Annotated in this window: 23 protein-coding genes and 2 pseudogenes; 7 read left to right on the top strand and 18 right to left on the bottom strand. The window is 70.4% G+C overall.

Annotated elements, in window-relative coordinates; genetic code table 11:
• Nucleotides 1-86: 86 nt before the first annotated feature.
• The 10 genes and pseudogenes from IH50_RS0134925 to IH50_RS0134970 all read right to left on the bottom strand — a co-directional run.
• Nucleotides 87-428: pseudogene (locus tag IH50_RS0134925) on the bottom strand (DUF6098 family protein); the annotation flags it as partial.
• A gap of 27 nt (nt 429-455) precedes the next feature.
• Nucleotides 456-683 (bottom strand): DUF5133 domain-containing protein, encoded by a 228-nt coding sequence (locus IH50_RS0134930; protein WP_030871858.1) that lies wholly within the window; start codon nt 681-683, stop codon nt 456-458.
• Between the two features lie 225 nt (nt 684-908).
• Nucleotides 909-1,496, bottom strand: coding sequence for a hemerythrin domain-containing protein (locus IH50_RS0134935; protein WP_030871861.1), 588 nt, complete (start codon nt 1,494-1,496; stop codon nt 909-911).
• An 11-nt stretch (nt 1,497-1,507) separates the two neighbouring features.
• A complete protein-coding gene (locus tag IH50_RS0134940; protein WP_030871863.1) occupies nt 1,508-2,707 on the bottom strand; it encodes a hypothetical protein in 1,200 nt (399 codons plus the stop codon).
• Between the two features lie 303 nt (nt 2,708-3,010).
• A complete protein-coding gene (locus IH50_RS0134945) occupies nt 3,011-3,712 on the bottom strand; it encodes a phosphodiesterase (RefSeq protein ID WP_030871866.1) in 702 nt (233 codons plus the stop codon).
• 8 nt (nt 3,713-3,720) lie between these two features.
• The gene (locus tag IH50_RS0134950) at nt 3,721-4,872 is read right to left on the bottom strand and encodes a zinc-dependent alcohol dehydrogenase (RefSeq protein WP_234328313.1); all 1,152 of its coding nucleotides are present in this window, start codon (nt 4,870-4,872) and stop codon (nt 3,721-3,723) included.
• 20 nt (nt 4,873-4,892) lie between these two features.
• On the bottom strand, nt 4,893-5,357 hold the full coding sequence (locus tag IH50_RS0134955) for a hypothetical protein (RefSeq protein ID WP_030871871.1): 465 nt from the start codon (nt 5,355-5,357) through the stop codon (nt 4,893-4,895).
• A gap of 356 nt (nt 5,358-5,713) precedes the next feature.
• On the bottom strand, nt 5,714-6,256 hold the full coding sequence (locus IH50_RS0134960; RefSeq protein WP_030871875.1) for a DUF1360 domain-containing protein: 543 nt from the start codon (nt 6,254-6,256) through the stop codon (nt 5,714-5,716).
• On the bottom strand, nt 6,240-7,178 hold the full coding sequence (locus IH50_RS0134965; RefSeq protein ID WP_030871878.1) for a Rieske 2Fe-2S domain-containing protein: 939 nt from the start codon (nt 7,176-7,178) through the stop codon (nt 6,240-6,242). Before IH50_RS0134965 ends, IH50_RS0134960 begins: the two co-directional genes overlap by 17 nt.
• Before the next feature lie 394 nt (nt 7,179-7,572).
• Entirely contained in the window at nt 7,573-7,968 is a 396-nt protein-coding gene (locus tag IH50_RS0134970; protein WP_030871881.1) for a DUF302 domain-containing protein, read from the bottom strand.
• A 179-nt stretch (nt 7,969-8,147) separates the two neighbouring features.
• Between IH50_RS0134970 and IH50_RS0134975 the strand changes: the two genes are divergently transcribed.
• From IH50_RS0134975 to IH50_RS0134990, 4 genes are all read left to right on the top strand, one after another.
• Nucleotides 8,148-9,512 carry an MBL fold metallo-hydrolase gene (locus tag IH50_RS0134975; protein WP_030871884.1) on the top strand — a complete coding sequence of 455 codons (1,365 nt, stop codon included), beginning with the start codon at nt 8,148-8,150 and terminating at the stop codon, nt 9,510-9,512.
• Nucleotides 9,513-9,547: 35 nt separating this feature from the next.
• The gene (locus tag IH50_RS0134980; RefSeq protein ID WP_030871889.1) at nt 9,548-9,913 is read left to right on the top strand and encodes a rhodanese-like domain-containing protein; all 366 of its coding nucleotides are present in this window, start codon (nt 9,548-9,550) and stop codon (nt 9,911-9,913) included.
• On the top strand, nt 9,910-10,653 hold the full coding sequence (locus IH50_RS0134985; protein WP_030871892.1) for a sulfite exporter TauE/SafE family protein: 744 nt from the start codon (nt 9,910-9,912) through the stop codon (nt 10,651-10,653). The genes IH50_RS0134980 and IH50_RS0134985 overlap by 4 nt, the downstream gene beginning before the upstream one ends.
• 137 nt (nt 10,654-10,790) lie before the next feature.
• Nucleotides 10,791-11,366 carry a rhodanese-like domain-containing protein gene (locus IH50_RS0134990; protein WP_030871895.1) on the top strand — a complete coding sequence of 192 codons (576 nt, stop codon included), beginning with the start codon at nt 10,791-10,793 and terminating at the stop codon, nt 11,364-11,366.
• A 75-nt stretch (nt 11,367-11,441) separates the two neighbouring features.
• Here the strand turns inward: IH50_RS0134990 and IH50_RS0134995 are convergent, their stop codons facing one another.
• The 4 genes from IH50_RS0134995 to IH50_RS0135010 form a co-directional block, all read right to left on the bottom strand.
• Complete coding sequence (locus IH50_RS0134995; RefSeq protein ID WP_030871900.1) at nt 11,442-12,308, bottom strand: cytochrome c biogenesis CcdA family protein; 867 nt, start codon at nt 12,306-12,308, stop codon at nt 11,442-11,444.
• Nucleotides 12,305-13,054 (bottom strand): DsbA family protein, encoded by a 750-nt coding sequence (locus IH50_RS0135000; RefSeq protein ID WP_030871902.1) that lies wholly within the window; start codon nt 13,052-13,054, stop codon nt 12,305-12,307. Before IH50_RS0135000 ends, IH50_RS0134995 begins: the two co-directional genes overlap by 4 nt.
• 46 nt (nt 13,055-13,100) lie before the next feature.
• Nucleotides 13,101-13,595 carry a hypothetical protein gene (locus IH50_RS0135005; protein WP_030871905.1) on the bottom strand — a complete coding sequence of 165 codons (495 nt, stop codon included), beginning with the start codon at nt 13,593-13,595 and terminating at the stop codon, nt 13,101-13,103.
• A gap of 552 nt (nt 13,596-14,147) precedes the next feature.
• On the bottom strand, nt 14,148-14,429 hold the full coding sequence (locus IH50_RS0135010; protein ID WP_010358257.1) for a metal-sensitive transcriptional regulator: 282 nt from the start codon (nt 14,427-14,429) through the stop codon (nt 14,148-14,150).
• A 193-nt stretch (nt 14,430-14,622) separates the two neighbouring features.
• Here IH50_RS0135010 and IH50_RS42960 point away from each other — a divergent pair.
• Nucleotides 14,623-14,935 (top strand): annotated as a pseudogene (locus IH50_RS42960) (site-specific integrase); the annotation flags it as partial.
• Between the two features lie 289 nt (nt 14,936-15,224).
• Here the strand turns inward: IH50_RS42960 and IH50_RS0135020 are convergent.
• Together IH50_RS0135020 and IH50_RS0135025 are read right to left on the bottom strand one after the other, a co-directional pair.
• The gene (locus IH50_RS0135020) at nt 15,225-16,352 is read right to left on the bottom strand and encodes a three-Cys-motif partner protein TcmP (RefSeq protein WP_030871915.1); all 1,128 of its coding nucleotides are present in this window, start codon (nt 16,350-16,352) and stop codon (nt 15,225-15,227) included.
• Nucleotides 16,353-16,452: 100 nt separating this feature from the next.
• A complete protein-coding gene (locus IH50_RS0135025) occupies nt 16,453-17,208 on the bottom strand; it encodes a DUF5131 family protein (RefSeq protein ID WP_030871916.1) in 756 nt (251 codons plus the stop codon).
• A 288-nt stretch (nt 17,209-17,496) separates the two neighbouring features.
• On the opposite strand from IH50_RS0135025, the gene IH50_RS43240 reads away from it, so the two are divergent.
• Nucleotides 17,497-17,628 carry a hypothetical protein gene (locus IH50_RS43240; protein ID WP_267883288.1) on the top strand — a complete coding sequence of 44 codons (132 nt, stop codon included), beginning with the start codon at nt 17,497-17,499 and terminating at the stop codon, nt 17,626-17,628.
• Between the two features lie 102 nt (nt 17,629-17,730).
• Here IH50_RS43240 and IH50_RS0135035 read toward each other — a convergent pair whose 3' ends face one another.
• Nucleotides 17,731-18,012 carry a metal-sensitive transcriptional regulator gene (locus IH50_RS0135035; RefSeq protein ID WP_030871918.1) on the bottom strand — a complete coding sequence of 94 codons (282 nt, stop codon included), beginning with the start codon at nt 18,010-18,012 and terminating at the stop codon, nt 17,731-17,733.
• Between the two features lie 28 nt (nt 18,013-18,040).
• Nucleotides 18,041-18,997, bottom strand: coding sequence for a hypothetical protein (locus tag IH50_RS0135040; protein ID WP_030871921.1), 957 nt, complete (start codon nt 18,995-18,997; stop codon nt 18,041-18,043).
• 176 nt (nt 18,998-19,173) lie between these two features.
• Here IH50_RS0135040 and IH50_RS0135045 point away from each other — a divergent pair, with 176 nt between their 5' ends.
• Nucleotides 19,174-19,452, top strand: a complete 279-nt coding sequence (locus tag IH50_RS0135045; protein WP_030871924.1) for a heavy-metal-associated domain-containing protein — start codon at nt 19,174-19,176, stop codon at nt 19,450-19,452.
• Nucleotides 19,453-19,521: the final 69 nt, after the last annotated feature.

Genomic DNA, 19,521 nt, shown 5'->3' on the forward strand with positions numbered 1-19,521 from the left:
CGAACGCGGGCTACCAGAACGCCCAACACCGTTCGGGGCGTTCGGCCGAGCATGAGACCTGGCGACAGGACTCACTCCCGCTCAGTCTTTAGGAACGGTTCGTTGTCCGGTCCGCGTGCCGTCTCGGAGCCGTGCAGGACCCAGGGCCGGGTGCGGGCGTCCTTGACGCGCGGCAGGTGGCAGTAGTCGTACAGCCGGCGGGCGACCCAGACGCGCACGGGCCGCTCGCCCCACCAGTCCTCGAGGTCCAGCGGGCTGGCCGACAGGCCCGGCAGACTGATCCCGGTCAGATCGTCCGTACTGCTCGTCCTCGGCAGGTCGCTCGCCGGTCCGCGGGACCAGCGCACGTAGAGGCCGCGGCGGCGGGTGATGAGCCGGGCCAGCTCGTCGAGGCTGCTGAACGTCGGCAGGTCGGCGGTCCTGGTCATGGTGCTCGTGGTCCGGTGCCGGGGCGGTCAGGTGGCCAGGAGGGAGTCGTCTTCGGTACGGGCCCCGGGCAGCCGGTGGCGGGCGGCGACGAGGGCGGCGTCGATGTCGCGGGTGCCGGTCGACACGCACAGCGTGTACCCGACGTCCTCCATGCGCCGGCGGGCTTCCCCGGTGCCGTTCCCAGCGTGCGGGGCGCGCGGGATCTCGTACCGCTCGACGAGGTTCCTCAGCACGACGGGGTGTGCCAGGAGCATCGGGGGCCTCCCTCGTCACCATCGCTCACACGGGTCGTCCACCGACCCGTGTTCCCCAGGACCCGGCCGGCCAATCGGGTGTGTTCCGCACCGGCGGCCGGGAGGTCCGGGAGACCGGCGCCCGACCCGGTCCCCGGGCCGACGGGGCCCGGAGCGGGCCGCCGGCCCGGGGGCCGGGCAGGGACCGGGGCACGGGGGCCGGCCCCGGTCACGGTCGTTTCGGACCTACTTGCCCATGGCCTGGCGTACGGCGTCCTTGGTGCGGTCCATGAGGGCGGCGACCGGGCCCAGGGCCATGTTCTTCGCCCCGGACTCGACACCCGGGTGGGGCCGGGTGGGTGCCACCGCCTCGGCGGCCTTGATCGCCTTGGTCATCGCGGCGAGGTTGGTGACGTCGGTGCTGCGGCGGATGTGGGTGAACTCGTAGCGTTCCTCGGCCCGCGCGTGCTCCTGGACGTCCTTGCGCAGCTTCAGCAGCCGGGGCAGGAACTTCGGATCGTCGGTGTCCAGCTCGTCGAGGGCGGCCAGGGCCTCCTTGGCGGCCTTCTCCTCGGCGAGACGGTCCTCCACGACCTGCTCACCACCGGGGAACCCCTTCCGGGCGAAGGGGTGGACGACCTCTTCCTCGGCGGTCTCGTGCACGGCCAGCAGACGCACCAGACGGCGGAAGGCGTCCCGGCGTTCCTCACCCGTGGCCGCCTCGACCTCGTCGAAGAGATTGCGGATGTCGCCGTGCTGACGCATCAGCAGCGCCACCACGTCGTCGTCCTTCGCCCGGTCGTCCCCGGCGTGCGGGGTCTTCAGCTCGGACATCTCGGCCTCCCCTACTTCTCGCGCTGCGCGGGGTCGGGGTGCTCGCCCTCGGTCTGCACCCGGTACTCGCGGCCGAACATCTCGTCGTGCTCGGTCATGACCCGGTCGCTCGGCGGTGCCTCCCCGCCGTGGATCCGCTCCTGCATCCGCTCGAACCGCTCGTGCGCCTCGCGCACGTAACCGGCGCCGAGCGTGGTCAGGTCCATCTGGGTGTCGAGCAGTTCGCGCAGGTAGCCCTTGTTCGGCTCGAAGGTGAGCACGTTGGGCAGCTCGGGGGCCAGCACGGAGGCGGGGTCGCGGCCGTCGTGCCGGCGCATCAGGTCGCAGGCGGCGTGCAGGTGCTCCAGCTCCATGTTCAGGTGCAGCTCCCAGATCGCCTTCACCTTGGGGTCGCTCTCCTGCTCCATGAAGGAGTGGTACAGGTAGCACTCGTTGTACTCGTGATTGACGAGCTGCTCCCACCACGTCTCACCCGGGTCCACCAGCGACTCGTAGTGGGTGACGTGCTCCTCCTCGATCAGCCCGATCTCCTGGTAGAGCTGACGGGCGATCGGCTCCATGTAGGTGGGTCCGGTGTTCATGTAGAAGTTCATGGTCTGCTGCTCCGCCGACATGATCGTCAGCGCGTGCAGCTTCGACAGCGGGTTCGTCCCGTCCTTGGCGTACGGGTCGCGGACGTTGTCGACCGGATCGCGGTGGTGGAACCTCGTCGGCCGGCCGGGCATGACCTCGGTCAGGTTGTCGACGACCGACTCCGCCTTGCGGTGCTCGATCATCTCGTACAGGTTCGCGTACCGGTACAGGTGGTCGAAGTCCTCCAGCACACCGAACTGGTACGCCTGCTTCAGGTACGGGTCCGGCTCCATCCGGGCCACCCACGCCGTCAGGTCCACCGCCACCTGCTCGTAGGCGATGGTCGTCTCCAGCACCGAGGAGACGCCCGGGAGCAGCCAGTTCACGACCTTCTGCTGCTGTGCCTCGATGTAACGCACCCGCGCGAGCTGCCGCTTGATCTCGGGATCGGCCGTGTGCCGGGCGAGGTGGTGGCTGAACATGATCGCCTCCACCTCGATCCCGTTCATCGTGATGATCCGGCAGCGGGTGTACGGGTCGCAGTGGTCGGGGTCGATCGGGTCCACGTTCAGCTCGCGCCAGCTGCGGAGCTGGCGGTCCAGCGGGATGCCCCGCTGTTCCAGCGGATTGAACGTCATGGGGGGTGCCTCCTGAAGCCGGGGGAGGGGACTCGCGCGCCGCTGGGGTACCCCGTTCCGGGCGACGAGCACGGACGTGCTTCTCAGTCTGTTCACGAGGGGCGTTTTCCGGCCACCGCTCACACCCGCGGGCCGCCCGGTTCCCTCCAGTGGGCCAACCGGGCGGGCGGAAGCCGCGCTCATCGGTGAGTGTGTGCGCGTCTCACCGGCCCGGACGGCACGGCGGCCGGCGGCGGCCGCCCGACGGCCCGCCGGCACACGGCGAGGGCGGAGGGCGGAGGTTCCGCCGCCTGAGGACCCGCTTCATTCGTCGCGGCCGTCGCCGGTCCGTCCGCGGCGGGAACCGGCGTACGCGGCGTCGCGCAGCCGGCGCAGCCGCCCGGTGGGGCGCAGACCGGTCAGGCTGTGGGCGTACGGGTCGTAGGACACGGTGTGGGAGGCCGGCGCGGTGAGCACGGTGTGCAGGCTCAGGCCGGCGAAGGTGCGCCAGGGCTCGTCGGGGGCGGCCGCCCGCAGGGTGAACCGGACGGGCCCGCGGGCGAGTTCCTCCCACAGCGTCGGCCGCACGTCGTCCCGGCGGCCGTCGGGGACCGGGAACGCCGCCAGCACGCGCTCCCGGCCCCCCATCCGGTAGGACAGCAGGGTCGAGTACGGCCCCTTCAGGGCGTCGGGCCGCAGGAGCGGCAGATGGCGGCCGAACCGGCCGGGACGGCTGGACGTGAACAGCAGGTCGAGCATGCTGCCCGGTCCGTCGGCGTCCTCGACGCGGACGGCCAGTCCCAGGCCGTCCGGCAGCCCCCGGGGCAGGCCCAGCGCCCGTGACCAGCGCACCGTCACCGGGTAGGAGCCGGGCCGGTCGAGCCACGGCACGCCCCAGCCGGTGCCCGCGCGGGCGGCGACGGTCAGCGTCCCCGTGCACAGCACCCCGTGGGGGTGCAGGGCCGGCGCCGACCGCCACCGGGCCAGGCGCCGGGCGAGTCCGTGGGCGGCCCGGTCGATGATCATGCGGTCCCTCAGGACTGGGGGCGGATGACGGCGCGTACGCAACCGTCGGTCTTCTGCTTGAACATGTCGTACGCCGTGGGCGCGTCGTCGAGCGAGAGGCTGTGGGTCGCCAGGTGGGCCGTCTCGATCTCCCCCGCGGCCAGCCGGTCCAGCAGCATCGGGATGTAGCGCTGCCCGTGCATCTGCGCGCCGCGCACGGTGAGCCCCTTGTTGATCACCGCGCCGAGGGGGAACTTGTCGACGGCTCCCGCGAAGACCCCGAGGATGAAGACGGTGCCCGCCTTGCGGCAGGCGTGGATGGCCTGGCGTACGGCGGTGGGCCGGTCGGTCTGGAGGCGGAGCTGCTGCTTGGCCTGGTCGTACAGGTGCGCCGGGCCGTCGCTGTGCGCCTCCATGCCGACGGCCTCGATGCACACGTCCGGGCCGCGTCCGCCGGTGCGTTCGCGCAGTTCCGCGGCGACGTCGGTGGTGGTGTAGTCGATGGTCTCCGCGCCGACGTACCGCTCGGTCATGGCCAGCCGCTCGGGGATGCGGTCGATGGAGATGACCCGTTCGGCGCCCTTCAGGATCGCCGCGCGGGCGGCCATCTGCCCCACGGCGCCGCAGCCCCAGACGGCGACCACGTCACCGGGCTTCACCCCGCCCAGGTCGGCGCCCATCCACCCGGTGGGCACGGAGTCGGAGACGAACAGGGCGCTGGTGTCGTCGATGCCCTCGGGGACCTTGAAGGCGCCGTAGTCGGCGAAGGGGACGCGCACGTACTCGGCGTGGCTGCCGCGCAGGCCGCCCATGGCGTGCGAGTAGCCGAAGATACCGGCGGCCTCGTAGCCGAAGAGGGCCTGGCCGATGCCGGGGTTGGTGTTGGTGTTGTCGCACAGGGACCACAGGTCGTGGGCGCAGTACCAGCACCGCCCGCAGCCGACGAAGGAGCAGACGACGACCCGGTCGCCGACCTTGTGCCCGCGTACGGCGGACCCGGTCTCCACGACCTCGCCGACGAACTCGTGGCCGATGACGTCACCGGCGCGCATGGCCGGGATGTAGCCGCCGATGAGGTGCAGGTCGGAGCCGCAGGTGGTGCCCGCGATCAGCCGCACGATGACGTCCTGGTCGTTGCGCAGCTCCGGATCGGGGACCCGCTCGACGGACAGCTTGTTCACGCCTTCCCAGCACAGCGCCTTCACAGCACTCCCTCCCCGCCGGAGCGACGGGTGAACACCTCGACCAGCTTGCCGCCCGGCGTGGGGCGGGTCGTGGGCGGCGCGTCGGGCCGCATCACCTCGCCCGCCTCCAGCAGGGACTTCGCGTCCCGCAACGCGCGCCGCAGTTCCTGACGCGGGTCCTGCCCGGCCAGACGCGCGGGCGCGGAGGCGGACGCGGCGGGCACGGGCTCCTTGAACCGTGCGGCCAGTTCCGTGCCGCGGTCGCCCGGCGCCGGCCGGATCCGTACGTCGATCCGTTCCGCCAGGCCGTCCAGGGGCGGTGGCGGCTTCCCCTCCGACCCCACGTCCGCGGGCGGCCGGTTGACCGTCACGGTGAGCCAGCGGTCGCCCGCCCGCGCGTCGGCCCGGCGCGCCGGCCGGGACCGCCGTACGGCCGCCGCCCCGGCGGCCACGACCGGAACCGCCCACCACAGCTTCCTCATCGAACGTCCTCCGTTTCCGGTGTCCCGGCGGCCACCGTCGGGCGCCGGGTTTCCGTGGCCGTCCGCGTGAAACGGCGCCGTATGGGACACGGCGGGACCGCGAGGACGCGGGGCCCTCCCGCACCCGGACGGCCCGCCCCCGCCCGCGGATGTCCTCCCCCGGCTTCCGGGGCCTCCCGGACAGGACGGTGGCGGGGCCGGGGAGCAGGCAGGCAGGCCGGGGAGTCCCGGGTACTCGCCGCCGCATCGGCCGCCCGCCCGGGTCCCGGCCCCGGGCGGCGCCATGCCGCGGTGTGCCCCGGCCGTCACTCCGGCGTGGGCCTCCGTCCCGGGGCGGTCGGGCGGGTGGGAAGCGGTCACTCGCCGGTCGTCCTGTCCACCAGCGCGCTGTAGGTCAGCTGCAGGGCGTCCGCGCCGGCCAGCGCGGTGAGCGCCCCCATGGCGGTGCGGGTGGCGCGCGGCCAGAACAGCTGTCCGGCGGTGAGGGTCGAGGCCACCCAGACGCTCATGCAGAACGGGCACGTCACCAGCTCGCCGACCGTGTCCTTGGCGCCTTCGGACCGCGCCTCCTCATGCAGCTCGGCCGGCCCCTGCGCGCCCTGGAAGGTGGTGAAGGGTGCCCTGAGCGGGCTGGTCACCGACGCCTTGCTCAGCAGCCGGCTCAGCCGGAAGGTGGCCACCGCGGTCAGCGCCACGTCCCAGGGCGCGGGCCGGTCCGGTACGGGACGGCCGCGCATCCTGACCACCGCCGCCCACCCCGCCGTGTACACGCCGAAAGCCGCCATGGTCGTCAGATAGCCGCGCAGCGGGCGGTCCTCCTCGGCCGAGTACGTGCGTTCGGTGTGCCGCCACCGCCGCCTCAGGCGTTCCGCGAACCGGCCGTCAGACGTTGCGCTCATGGCCCGCGTCCCCTCCTTCGTCCCGCGTCCGTGCCCCGTCCGCACCGCGCAGCCTGATCTCCACGTGTCCGTCGACGACGCGGGTGTCGAAGGCGGGCTGGGGTGCGGTGGCGGGGCCGCGGACGTTCCAGCCGTCCGAGAGCCGGAAGACGCTGCCGTGCCAGGGGCACCGGACGCACCCGTCGGCGACCGTGCCCTCGGAGAGCGGGCCCGCCAGATGACTGCACCGCTCGGCCAGTGCGTGGAAGGTCCCGCCCATCTCGCGCACCACCAGGACCGGCACGTCGTCCACGGTGCGCCGCACGGGCCGCCCGGCGGGGAACTCGTCCACGGTGCCGACCCTGTGCCAGCCCTCACCGACGACGTGCGGTACCTCCTCGGCGTGATTGGCGCCGGAAGCCTGCCGGTACGCCAGGTGGCCGCCCAGCATGCCGCCCAGGCCGACCGCCGTCAGTCCGAGGAAGCCGTACGCGCGGCCCGCCCCGGCCCTTCCGGTGAGGCGGCAGAGGAGCGAGGCGCCGTACAGTCCCACGGCCGCCGTGTTGGCCACGGCGTGCACCAGCCCCACCCGTTTCTGCTGCCGGTGCAGTTCGGCCCAGTCGACCGCGCCCGCCAGCGCGGCGGGGGCGGCCGCGGCCAGCCCGACGCCCACCAGGAGGCCGGCCCCCCGGGAACGGCCGGGCCACAGGTCGAGCACGGCGGCGGACATCCAGCTGCCGACCGGCACCTGCACCATCAGGGGGTGCACGGGATGGCCGAGCCACCTGCCGTGCAACGCGTCCCGTGCGCGGCCCAACGGGAGGGCCCGGACCCTCCTGGTCAGTACGTCGGCCGCCCCGTCCGCCCTGGGATCACGCTCCAGGGCGTCGAACAGCCACAGCATCCGGTTCTGGCCCGTACGGCGGCCCGGCTTCTCGCTCATGGGCGGTGGGTCCCCCCGACGGCAGGGGACAAACGGCCGGCCCTCGCCCTGGGCCGTGCGGACGGCGTCCCCGGTCATCCGGCCGCCCCTCCCCGGCACGGGAAAGGGCGGGACCCGAAGGCCCCGCCCGCCATCACCGGAACCGGCTCAGGGCCACACCAGGCAGTACGCCTGATGCCCCGCCTCGTGCAGCCGGTGCGAGAAGTCCTGCCATTCGTGCAGCGATTGAACGCAGCGAGGTGCTGGCCTGGGGATACTCGGGAGAACGCACGTTGACCTGCGTAAAGCACTCTCGGTAGTTCTCACAGGTCAACGCCGTTTCCCGATCTCATGTGCCCTGGATGTGCCCTCCGGCGGGATCGGATCGCCTCCCGGCTGCCGGACAGAGATGAGGTCAGGGGGCGGCCAGGGCGTTGAGTGCGGCGTCGAGTCGGGCAGTGGCTTCGTCGGCGACGGGCTTGAGGGTGTCCAGACCGGTGAGGGTGACCATGGTGCCCGGGTCGAGAGCCTGGACGAGCATCTGGTCACCGTCGCGGCGTACGACGACGTTGCAGGGAAGCAGCAGGCCGATGGAGCGGTCGGCCTCCAGGGCCCGGTGCGCGAGCGGCGGGTTGCAGGCGCCCAGGATCAGGTAGTCCTCCATGTCGTGGCCGAGCTTCGCCTTGAGGGTGGCCGCCACGTCGATCTCGGTGAGGATGCCGAATCCCTGGTCGGCCAGGGCCTTGCGTACGGCAATGACGGCGGTGTCGAAGTCGGTGGCGGCCAGGCGAACGGTGCGGTCGTAGGACACGGACACTCCCGGATAGTGCGGAACGATTGATTCCTCTATACCCCGCCGGGTACCCGGCGGGCGCGAGGCGACGCCTTGAGCGGGGTGGTTTCCATGCATGGAATACCCCCCCAGGTATAGCTGTTATGGTGAGCGTCAGATACCCCCCGGGGTAAATCATCCGAGAGGAGTCGTGAGCCGTGTTCTTCGTTGACACCCTGGAGTTCGAGGGTCTGGGCAACCGGAGCTACCTGGCCGGCGGGCCCCATGCCGCGGTGGTCGTCGACCCGCCGCGCGACATCGACCGGGTCATCGCCGCAGCGGCCCGCCGCGGGGTGCGCATCGCCTTCGTGGCCGAGACCCACGTACACAACGACTACGTCACCGGCGGCCTGGAACTGGCCCGCGTCACCGGCGCCCAGTACCTGGTTCCGGCCGGGGCACAGGTGTCCTTCGACCGCACCCCGGTCGCCGACGGCGACACCGTGATGGTGGACGAGGGCCTGGTGCTGCGGGCGATCGCCACTCCCGGGCACACCCCGCACCACACCTCATACGCCCTCGCGGAGGACGGACGCGGTGTGGCGGCGTTCACCGGCGGGTCGCTGCTCATCGGCACCGTCGGTCGCCCCGACCTGGTCGAACCGCGACTGACCGAGCGACTGGCCCGAGCCCAGCACGCCTCCGCCCACCGCCTGGCCGACGAGCTGGACGACGAGGTGCCGGTCCTGCCCACCCACGGGTTCGGCAGCTTCTGCTCCTCCTCCCAGGCCGAGGGGGACGCGACCACGATCGGCAAGGAGCGCGAGACCAACGACGCGCTGACCCTGGACGTGGACACCTTCGTCGCCCGGATGCTCGACGGCCTGGACGACGTACCCGCCTACTACGCGCACATGGGCCCGGCCAACGCCGCGGGCCCCGCACCGGTCGATCTCACCCCGCCCGCGCGTGCGGACGCGGAGGAGATCGCCTCCAGGCTGGCCGCGGGTGAGTGGGTGGTGGACCTGCGCAGCCGCACGGCCTTCGCCGCGGGGCACGTGGCAGGATCGTTCAACTTCGAGGGCGAGGGCAAGCTCGCCACCTACCTGGCCTGGCTGATCCCGTGGGGCAAGCCCGTCACCCTGCTGGCCGACACCCCGGAGCAGGTCGCGGCCGCGCAGCGGGAGCTGGCGCGGGTGGGTATCGACCGTCCGGCCGCCGCCGCCACCGGTGATCCGGCCGGCTGGGTCCGTGAGGGTGAGCAGCTCGCTTCCTTCCCGCGGGCCCGTTTCGCCGATCTCGCCGAGGTCCGTGAGCGCGGCGACGAGGTGGTCGTGCTGGATGTGCGCCGGGATTCGGAACGTGCGGGCGGCTACATCGAGGGCTCGGTCCACATCCCGATCCACGAGCTGCACGGCCGTATCGGCGAGGTGCCGGAAGGGACGGTGTGGGTGCACTGCGCCGGCGGGATGCGCGCGGCGATCGCCGCCTCCCTGCTGGATGCCGCCGGACGCGAGGTGGTCGCCGTCGACGACGGCTTCGACGCCGCGACGGATGCCGGTCTGTCCCTGGCCTTCGGCTGATTCCGACCGTTCCCCCGCAAGGAAGAAAACGTGTGATGTTCCTCTTTCGCCGAAACGGGCCCCGCGTCACGGTCGACGAGGCACGCAGCCGCACCAGCGGCGATCAGCCCGAGGCCGTCCTGCTGGATGTGCGTGAGAAGCCCGAATGGACCACGGGCCACGCTCCGGGCGCCGTGCACGTACCGCTGACGAAACTGGTCGCAGGCGCCACCCTGCCCGCCCAGGCGCAGGGGCGACCGCTGGTGGTGATCTGCCGCAGCGGGCACCGCTCCCAGCAGGCGGCCAAGCTCCTCGCCGAACGCGGAGCGCAGGCGGTGGACGTTGAAGGCGGCATGAACGCGTGGGCCGCTGCCGGGCACCCGGTCGTCGACGAACGCGGGAACAGCGGCCGGATAGCGTGACCGTACTCGTTCTCGCCCTCATTGCCGGGGCCGTCATCGGTCTCGCCCTCGGAGCCCTCGGCGGCGGTGGCAGCGTCCTTGCCGTACCGGCACTGATCTACCTGCTCGGCTTCACACCGGCCGCCGCCACCACCGCCAGCCTGATCATCGTCACCGCCACCTCCGTCACGGCCCTGTACGCCCACACCCGCGACGGGAACGTGGCATGGAAGACAGGGGCGCTGTTCGCCGCAGCAGGCATCGTCCCCGCCTTCCTCGCGGGGGCCGTTGCCGGGAGCCTGCCCGAAGCGGTACTGACGTCGGCGTTCGCGGTCATCGCCGCGCTGGCGGCCCTGCGCATGCTGCGTCCGTCCGCGTCCGAGCCGCCGGACCGGATCCGTCCCGGCAAGGCGGCCGGCGCCGGTGCCGGACTCGGTGCTGTGACGGGCTTCCTGGGAGTCGGCGGGGGATTCCTCGCCGTGCCCGCCCTGGTGAGCGTCCTGGGACTGGCCATGCGGCGGGCGGTGGGCACCAGCCTGCTCGTCATCACGGTCAACTCACTCGCCGCGCTCGCCGCTCGCACCGGCACAACGGGCGGGCTCCACTGGGAGATCATCGGCCCGTTCACCGGAGCCGCGATCCTGGGCGCCTGGGACGGCAAACGCCTCGCGACGAAGATCTCCGGCACCACCCTTCAGAAAATCTTCGCCGGCGTACTGCTGGCGGTGGCGGCCTTCATGCTCGTCGACGTGATCATCTGAACACGAAGGCCCTCAACAGCCCTGGAACAGGGACCGGGACAGCTTCCCCGGCCGGCGCGCATCGCAGGACCGCCCGCAGCCCGGCCCCGGTCAGATCAAGCTCCACCACACCTTCCGCACCCGTAAGGACATCTGCCATGACCACACCCACGGCCCTCGCCACCGACGAGGCGCGCACCCGACTGCACGAACTGACCGTCATCGACGTGCGTACCCCCGGCGAATACGCCGGCGGTCACCTCCCCGGCGCGCTCAACATCCCCCTCGACCAGATCCAGCGCGCGCTGCCCGACATCCGGCACGCCGCCGACCGCGGTGACGTCCTGGTCGTCTGCGCCTCGGGCGCCCGCTCCGAGAACGCCGGCAGGATCCTCGCGGAGAACGGCGTCACGGCCGCCACCCTGGCGGGGGGCACCGGCGCCTGGGCGGCCGACGGCCACGAGCTGCACCGCCCGCAGGGCGCCTCACGTGCCACCTGGGGCATGGAACGGCAGGTGAGGCTCACGGCAGGAGTGATCGTGCTGCTCGGCCTGCTGCTCGGGTTCGTCGTCCACCCGGCCTTCCAGTTGCTCTCCGCCGGCATCGCGGGTGGTCTGGTCTTCTCCGCCCTGACCAACACCTGCGGCATGGCCGCCCTGCTCGCCAAGTTGCCCCACAACCGTCCCCGCGCCGCCGACCTCGACAACACGCTGGCCGCACTGCGCAACCGTTGAGCCACGCGAAGGGAGGGGAGGGATCCTGAACCGGACCCCTCCCTTTTCGCCTGCCAGGCATGCGGCCAAAGCGCGCTACCCGTGCGCAGACGTCTCCTCTTCCGGTGACGGCTGCGGATCCCTCCTTCTCGACGTGCGAAGCAGCACCACCAGTGCCGCCGGCGCCGCCACGGCGGCCGTGATCAGCACGATCAGCCGGTCGGACACCGCTGCGCCGAGGTCGGACAACCGCTCTTCCAGGGCGAACTCGGTATCGGTGCTCAACACCGACGGCAGCGCGGACGTGCCGTCGAAGGCGAGGAAAGCCGCGCCGAGCGCGATGAACAGCACGCCGCCGACGACCGAGGTGCTGTGCAGGGGCACCGGACCCACCCGGAAGACCCGCCCTCGCAGCCAGCGCTTGCGGCCCAGATCGAAGCGGTCCCACAACAACGCCAGCATGAACATCGGAACCGCCATCCCCAAGGCGTAGACGGCGAGCAGTACCCCGCCGTGCAGGGGGTCGCCGTCCACGGCCGCCACGGTCAGGATGCCTCCGAGGATCGGCCCCGCACAGAACCCCGCCAGCCCGTACACCGCGCCCAGCGCGAACACCGACAGCACCGAGCCCGAACGGCGCCCGCCCGCGGCCTGCGCCATCCGGCGGGAGCCGAAGCCCAGCCCGGCGATCTGGGCCACGCCCAGGGCGATGACCGTCCATCCTCCCGCTGTCACCAGGGTGTCCCGATGGCCGTAGAAGAGGCGGCTGGCGAACGAGCCGGCCACGCCGAGCGGCACGAGCGTCGTGCACAAGCCGAGGTAGAACAGGCCGGTGCGCGCCACCAGCCGGGTGCGACTGGTGAAGGAGTAGGCGAAGAAGGCAGGCAGCAACAGTGCGCTGCACGGGCTGAGCAGAGCGAGCAGACCGCCGAGGAACGCCACCGCCAGTCCGGCCTCGCTCATCGCCCGGCCGCCTTCGCCGCGGCCTCGACGGCTTCCTTGAAGGTGGCCGTGGGCTGAGCCCCCAGGATCGGCCGGCCGTTGACCAGAAACGCCGGAGTGCTGGTCACACCGAGGTTGTAGCCCTCTTCCTGGTCCTTCTGCACGGCGCTGCGGGCCTTGTCGGATGCCATGTCCGCCTGGAACCGGTCGATGTCGGTGATTCCGGCCTCACGGGCCATGGCGAGGAGGTTCTCGTCGCTGAACTCACCGGCGTTGCGTTCACGCGGCTTGCTGTAGGCGACGTCGTGGAACTCCCAGAACTTCTTCTGCTGCCCGGCCGCCCAGCCGGCCAGGGCGGCCTGTTCCGACTCCTCGCCGAAGACGGGAAAGTTGCGCCATTCGATGCGCAGGACGCCCTTGTCGACGTACGAGCGCAGCAGTTCGGGCTTGGTCTTGCGGGCGAACCGGCCACAGAACGGGCACTGGAAGTCGGAGTACTCGATCATCACCACCGGGGCGTCCGCCCGCCCGAGGGCCAGGGCATCGGAGGGATCGCGGCGGGCAAGGGCGAGCAGGCTCTCGTCGGCGGGCGCCGGGGCGGCGGACTCGCTGACGACGGCGGATTCGCCCGCTGCCTCGTCGCGGCCTCCGGAGCCGTCCAGCGTGAGGGCGAAGGCCCCGGCCACCGCGGCGGCGGCGAGGACCGCGGCGGCCGCGATGGCGCGCCTGCGGGTGCGGCGGGACGAAGACGGTGTGGATGCAGTCATGGAACACCTCAGATGTGAGGGAGAAGGAGCAGAACCGGGCCGCAGATCAGGCAGACGCCGTGACCGGGCACGCGGTCTGGGAGGACAGGCGGCGCAGCGCGGCTTCCGCCAGCAGTCCCGCCGACACGACAGCCAGCAGTGGCTGCAGGGGAGCCCAGTAGCTCAAGGCTCCGGAAGCTCCGAGGAGCAAGAGGACGAGCTTGTTGCAGACCGGGCAGCCGACGGCGAAGAAGGACAGCGCGCCGCCGACCACTCCCAGACGGCCGCCGTTGTGGGTCCTGGGCCCCGAGGGGGCAGCGGGTTGGCGCACGTAGGTGGTCAGGACGATGCCTGCCAGTACGGCCGTGACGGCGAGGGCCGGGTAGTTCCACCACTGCACGGGGACCGACCGGCCGAACAGCGGATTGGGCACCACGTCGGTGGGTGCGCCGACCAGGATCGCTGTGGACAGGGCACCGAGGCCCGCCACAGTCCACTGCCGGGTCCGCCAACCACGCAGTGCCGCACCCGCCCGGCGCCAGGAGCGCGGGGAAGAAGACATGCTGAAAAGCTCCGTTTCCAAGGATTCAGGGACACGACCAACAGGCCGGTCTAAATCCGCAGAACGGAGTGAAGTGTCGTTGGCGGCGGCGGAGCCGGGCCGCCCGACAGCATCCCGGAGAGATGCGAATGGGATGGCGTAGAGGCAGTATGAACGGCTGCGGGACCGGGGCACGGAGCCGTCGGCGCCACACTTTCCGCCCGCTGCGCGCTGTGATCGGTGAGCACCTTCTTGCCGCATGGCGCCGCCGTCCCGCCGGACCCCTCAGAGGCTGTGGGGGCATGCACATGCTGCGCGGCGGACGGGGGCGTGCCGGGCCCGCCACGCTCCGCGTGCCCGAAGACGCACAACAGCGCCACGACGGCGACAAGCAGAGCCAGCACACCGCGGAAGCCGACGTGTGCCGGCCTCTGTGCCACTGCTCGCTTCATCATCGATCCTGCGTCCGCTCGGAGACTCAGCCACCATAGGACACCCGCACGGCTCCGTACCCTCGGCAGGCCGGGTGGGCGGAGACTCAGGCGGGTGAGCCGGATGCCGGGGTACCCAAGCTCAGGCCAGAGAGAGGAACAGCTTCTCCAGTCGGGTACGCATCTGCTCCCGGTCGCCGGAAGCGGCCATGTCCGCGTCGGTCAGGCAGTGCTGCAGACCGGTGGCGATGATCGCGAAACCGGCCTTGTCCAGAGCCCGGGACGCCGCGGCGAGCTGGGTGACGACGTCCTCGCAGTCCCGTCCCTCCTCGATCATCTTGATCACACCGGCGATCTGGCCCTGTGCCCGGCGCAGCCGGTTGACCACCGTCTTCAGTTCCTCAGCCGCCATCGCCAGTTCCACAACCCACACTCCTTCGAGATACCCCCTTGGGTATCTTACAGAAGGGACAACCCCGACCGGGCAAGGAAAAATCCCCGCGGCACCCACTGCCGTCACTGCTGATCAGGCCAACGACCGCCTGTGCGGCTGCACCATCATCGACGAGCGGCCTCGGCGAATACGCCGCAGGCCACCTGCCCGGCGCCCGCAACCCCTGGTCGCCGCCGGCGTACCTCCCCGCGAGCGCGGGGCGAGGTATCTCCAGGCCGCCCCGGAGAACGGCATGCACGCGCTCCGGCACGCGTACGCCTCTCCGTGCTCCTGGACGCGGGGGAGAGCATCAAGGCGCTTTCGGATTACCTCGGCCTCTCGGACCTGGGCTTCACGCTCCGGACGTACACACACCTGCTGCCGTCCAGCGAGAGCCGGACCCGCAAGGCGATCGACGATGCCTTCACGGCGCGGAGCCGTCGGAAACCGGAGAGCCTCAGGGCACACCACTACCCCCAGCAAAACCAATGTGCCCTGGCCGCCTGACGCCCCCTCCCCGGCAAGTAAAAGGGCGAGGCCCGAAGACCTCGCCCGACCCTCTCGAAACCCCAGCTCAGGGCCACACCAAGCAATACGGCTGATGCCCCGCCTCATGCAGCCGATGCGAGAAGTCCTGCCACTCGTGCAGCGATTGGGGGTGGGAGGGTGCTGACCTGGTGCTTCGCACGGGAGTGTGCGTTGACCTGCGGAAACACCTTTCGGTAGTTCTCACGGGTCAACGCCGTTTCCCAGGCTCATGTGCCCTGGATGTGCCCTCGCGGCCTCTCACCAGAGGGCACCTTGCTCGGCTGATGGACGGGTAGTGGGCGGCGTCGCCGCCAGGCTCACTCTCGTCTTGGCGTTGATGGCACGAGGTTGCGTCATCACGGCGCCCGCCTCACGCAGCTGACGGACGGCCTCGATCACTTGGGCGGGCCGGTAGACGGTCTCCAAGAGGGCATATCGCTTGAGCTCTGGGATGGTTCGCCCGTCGGGTGCTTCGGAGATGAAGTCGTGCAGGATCCGTCGCAGCGGGGCCGTATCCGGTTCGAATACGAGATCAAGCATCTGCTGCTGGGTGTCCCTGGGGTCGCGGTAGCGGACGCCGTAGGAAGGGTCCACCTTCCACATGGCGTCTTTCATCTTCTCCAGCCCCAGTTCGTGCTGGGTGCCGAAGATCAGGTAGAGCATCCTGCCGCCCTCGTCGACCATCTCGAAGTACAGCGTGTGCGTGAAGCCGGCCTGGCGCAGCGTGTTCCGGTACTGCTCGCGCAGGAACGTGAACTTGCCCGAGGGGGACTGCTGGAAGACGCCTTGCCACTCCGGGCTCCCGAAGGCTTGGTCGCCGAGCTGGCGGTGACCGTCGTGCTTCTCGGCGAACCGGGTGAGGAAGCTGGGCTCGAAGGTCACCATCACTTCGGTGCTGGGGTGGCGCCCCAGCTCTTGGAGGAGCGAGAAAGGGATGTCGGGTCCGCCGAAGCTGTCCAGCAGGACGAAGAGGGGTTTCCCCAGCCCTCCGATGCCTCGCAGCGCCTCCAGGAGGGCGGGGTGGAAATCACCGTGATGTACGTCGACCGCTATTCGTTTGGTGATGTCGTCCGTTTGCCGGGAGCGGGCGAGCTCCATCTGACGCTGTAACTCTTTGACGCGCCGGGTGTCCTCCTCCACGAGGATCACGCGCATACGTTTCGGGAACCTGTGCAGAGCGTCGGCGAAGACTTCGTAGGCGATGACCGGGGAGCCGGGCTCGCCCTGTTTGTAGATGCCGGCACCCGCGAAGCCTTCGGCGTAAGTGATCACGTCGATTCGTGACAGCAGAATCGGCGCCCATGCGGCCAAGTACTGCTTGAGTAAGTCATGTTTGGCCGCCGTGTGTGGATCGCGTTCCCACACGGCATCCTTCGGTACGGCCACCTTCGGTCCCCCCTGCTCCCGTCGGCCTCGCTGGGGAGAGGGTCACACACCGTTGCCATATGCCACCAGAGTGCGTACGGCGTCTGCTGGACTTTGGCCGTTAATGGGCTGCGACAGGCAGTCGGGGCGGCATCTCGTCCCAGGTCGCTCCGTCGAGTTCGCGGCCACCTGACTTCGGGCTGCGGCCACCCCATTGCTTGAAGAAGAAGGGCACTCTGGCGTGGTTGCAGGCGTCGCGGATGTCCACCAACCACTCCTCTTGTACGGGGCGATGGTGGGGCCCGGACTCGCCTCCGGCGATAACCCAGCCGATGCCGTCCAGTTGCAGACGGGTAAGCGGACCGAGAAGAGGCTCACAGGACAGGAAGCGCACGGCAGCGGGAACTTGTCGAAGGTCGTCGACACGATCCAGGCGCTCTGCGTCTTCGACGGAGACGCCCATCCACAGGTTCGAGGGCCAGTCGAGTTCGTCGGCAACGCGCCGCAGCCTGCGGGCCCTCTTGGTCAGTAGCTGGTAGGTGTGCTGGGGCGTCTCGGCAATCACCTGGAAGACCTGCCGGACGAAGTCCAGGGGGACCTTGGCGTGGAAGAGGTCGCTCATGGAATTGACGAAGACCATCCGTGGGGCCTTCCACTGGCGGGGAATGGCCAATGCGTCTGGGTGAGGGCGGAGGCCGAAGCCCGGGCCGGATGTCCTGGGATCCCCGTCAGTCTGGTACTTGGCAACACCCATGGCCTTGAGACGCCTGGATAACGTCAAGGCGTAGCAGTTGTCACACCCGGGGGAGATCCGGTCGCATCCCGTGGTGGGATTCCAGGTCGCCTCGGTCCACTCGATTGTGCTGCGATCGCCCATGGGTCCCCTCCCGTAGCGGGTGGACGCCGGTCACCAGCGTCTTTCCCACCCGGCGCTTCGACTGCGCTGCCTAACGAGCGACGTGCCGAACTGACACGCGATCGCTCCCATACTTCACTTCGAACAGGTGTTCTGTGAAGGGGGTGTTGGGATCGGGAGTCGATCGGTGCCGTTCATCTGAAGGGAAGGTCGGCCTGCGACTGTGTCCCGGCAGGATGTACCTCGGGCGATGGATCAGTAGCGAGCAAATGAAGCAGCGGACCTTTCCGCATCGCCGCGGGCGTCACCGTGCACAAGGCGTTCAAGGCCGCCGAGGACACCGGCTGTCTGCCGACCGTGGAGACCACCGCGAGGATGGCGGGCCCGACGACGCCGTCCTCGACGCCCTCACCGACGGTCGAAGAACCCGTTGTCGTCTGAGGGGGTGCTGATCCGCATCTAGGACAAGGCGCCTTGCCGGCCGACAAGTTCCGACCCATCGGCCATTCTGAACGTGCGGTTATCGCGCATGGGCCTGTTTCGTCAGGAGCGCACGAGGCGGGCGATGGCGTCGCTGGCTTCCTTCAGCTTGATGTCACCGCTGTCAGTGCCGTCCGCCACGGCGGTGCGTACGCAGGTGTCCATGTGCTCGTCGAGCATCTGCAGGGCGAAGGACTGCAGGGCGCGTGTGGTGGCGGAGACCTGGGTGAGGACGTCGATGCAGTAGGTGTCTTCCTCCACCATGCGCTGCAGACCTCGGACCTGCCCTTCGATCCGCCGCAGTCGTTTGAGTACGTCCTCTTTTCGATTGCTGTAGCTGGCCATCGGCCTCTTCTCCCTTCTTCTCGCCGGGTCAGTGCTGGTGGTTGCTGTCGGTGTGCTCTTCGCCGGTTGCCGGCTTCGGCGCGTCGGCGGGAGTCGACTTGCCGGTGTGGACGGTGAAGGCCGCGGTGCGGACGGTGCCGTTGTGCTTGAAGTCGAGGAACAGACGGTACGTCCCGGCGCTGGGTGCCGTGGCGGTGAAGGAGATGCCGGGGCCAGGCTTGGTGGTGCCGTCGCCGGGTTCGCCGTTGGGGTGGACGTGGAGGTAGACGAGGTCGCCGGAGCGCAGGGCGACCAGGTGGCCGTAGGCGCCCAGGTAGGGCTCCAGGTCGGTGACCGGGCGGCCGTCGCGGCTGACGCTGAGGGTCAGCTCGCCCGCCTTGCCCGGGCGCAGGGCGCCGTTCAGGGTGACGGCGTAGCCGTCGATCGTTGTGGTGGCCGCGGGTTCGGGCAGGGCTGCCGCCTTGTAGGCGCCGGAGGCTGCGAGGTCGGCGCCCAGGGTCAGGTTGGTGGCGCCTTCGGCGTCCGGGGTGAAGTCGGCGAAGACGCGGTAGGTGCCGGCGGCAGGCAGGTCGACGGGGGTGCTCCAGGTGCCGTCGGCTGCTCGCGCGGGGTGCAGGTGGCGGTAGGTGACCAAGTCGCGTGAGGCGACGATGAGGTGGAGCTCCTTGCCGTGCTCGCGCCGGAAGGACGTCACCTGCTGTCCGTCCTGGTCGCGGATGGCGAAGCGGAGTTCGCTCTCTTCACCTGCGGTTACGCGAGGTGTCTTGAGGTCCAGGGTGTATCCCGCTTCGGAGATCTGCAGGCCCGCGGGGGTGGCGTTCGCATGGCCGCCGTGGCCGGACGGTGCCGGGCGGTCGTGCTTTGCGTGCGCTGCCGGCTCCTGGTTTCCGGCGGCGGGGTCGATCGCCGCGCCGACCCCGTAGGCAGTACCGAAAGTGGCCGCGAGCGCGGCAGCGAAAACGGTGATCTTCACGCCGGTGTTCATGACGTGCCCTCTCTTGTCGGCGTCGCGCTTCTGCTGAACTTGACGCCGACTATATACCCCTGGGGGGTATATGCAAGCGATCTGTCGATGTTTGCCAAACATACCTAGGGGGGGTATACATGGTGGCGCCATGGTACCCCCCAGGGGTACGTGATCGCCTTGTCTAGGAGGAACCCATGTCCTGCTGCACCCCCGACGGCAGCTGCTCCACCGGCACCACTACGTCCACGGCCACGGCGGGCACCACCACCGTCTACGACGTCTCCGGGATGACCTGCGGCCACTGCAAGGCCACGCTCACCAAGGAGATCGGCGCGCTGGACGGCGTCCTGGCGGTCGACGTCGATCTCGAAGCCGGCCAGGTCAGCGTCACCACGAAGGACGAACCCGACGACGCGCTGCTGGCCAAGGTCGTCGACGACGCCGGTTACGAGCTCACCGGCCGCGCCGCCTGAAGCGACCGCACACCTGCCGGGCCCGCCCGCGGGCCCGGCCCCCTCTTTCGTTTCCTTCCTTTGTTCGTC

The organism is Streptomyces sp. NRRL S-37, assembly GCF_000721605.1.
Lineage (GTDB): Bacteria > Actinomycetota > Actinomycetes > Streptomycetales > Streptomycetaceae > Streptomyces.

Bases quoted from the DNA above. Each gene is read 5' to 3' on its own strand.
- IH50_RS0134930 (WP_030871858.1), bottom strand. From the start codon at position 683: ATGCTCCTGGCACACCCCGTCGTGCTGAGGAACCTCGTCGAGCGGTAC.
- IH50_RS0134935 (WP_030871861.1), bottom strand. From the start codon at position 1,496: ATGTCCGAGCTGAAGACCCCGCACGCCGGGGACGACCGGGCGAAGGAC.
- IH50_RS0134940 (WP_030871863.1), bottom strand. From the start codon at position 2,707: ATGACGTTCAATCCGCTGGAACAGCGGGGCATCCCGCTGGACCGCCAG.
- IH50_RS0134945 (WP_030871866.1), bottom strand. From the start codon at position 3,712: ATGATCATCGACCGGGCCGCCCACGGACTCGCCCGGCGCCTGGCCCGG.
- IH50_RS0134955 (WP_030871871.1), bottom strand. From the start codon at position 5,357: ATGAGGAAGCTGTGGTGGGCGGTTCCGGTCGTGGCCGCCGGGGCGGCG.
- IH50_RS0134960 (WP_030871875.1), bottom strand. From the start codon at position 6,256: ATGAGCGCAACGTCTGACGGCCGGTTCGCGGAACGCCTGAGGCGGCGG.
- IH50_RS0134965 (WP_030871878.1), bottom strand. From the start codon at position 7,178: ATGAGCGAGAAGCCGGGCCGCCGTACGGGCCAGAACCGGATGCTGTGG.
- IH50_RS0134980 (WP_030871889.1), top strand. From the start codon at position 9,548: ATGTTCCTCTTTCGCCGAAACGGGCCCCGCGTCACGGTCGACGAGGCA.
- IH50_RS0134990 (WP_030871895.1), top strand. From the start codon at position 10,791: ATGACCACACCCACGGCCCTCGCCACCGACGAGGCGCGCACCCGACTG.
- IH50_RS0134995 (WP_030871900.1), bottom strand. From the start codon at position 12,308: ATGAGCGAGGCCGGACTGGCGGTGGCGTTCCTCGGCGGTCTGCTCGCT.
- IH50_RS0135000 (WP_030871902.1), bottom strand. From the start codon at position 13,054: ATGACTGCATCCACACCGTCTTCGTCCCGCCGCACCCGCAGGCGCGCC.
- IH50_RS0135005 (WP_030871905.1), bottom strand. From the start codon at position 13,595: ATGTCTTCTTCCCCGCGCTCCTGGCGCCGGGCGGGTGCGGCACTGCGT.
- IH50_RS0135025 (WP_030871916.1), bottom strand. From the start codon at position 17,208: ATGGGCGATCGCAGCACAATCGAGTGGACCGAGGCGACCTGGAATCCC.
- IH50_RS0135035 (WP_030871918.1), bottom strand. From the start codon at position 18,012: ATGGCCAGCTACAGCAATCGAAAAGAGGACGTACTCAAACGACTGCGG.
- IH50_RS0135040 (WP_030871921.1), bottom strand. From the start codon at position 18,997: ATGAACACCGGCGTGAAGATCACCGTTTTCGCTGCCGCGCTCGCGGCC.
- IH50_RS0135045 (WP_030871924.1), top strand. From the start codon at position 19,174: ATGTCCTGCTGCACCCCCGACGGCAGCTGCTCCACCGGCACCACTACG.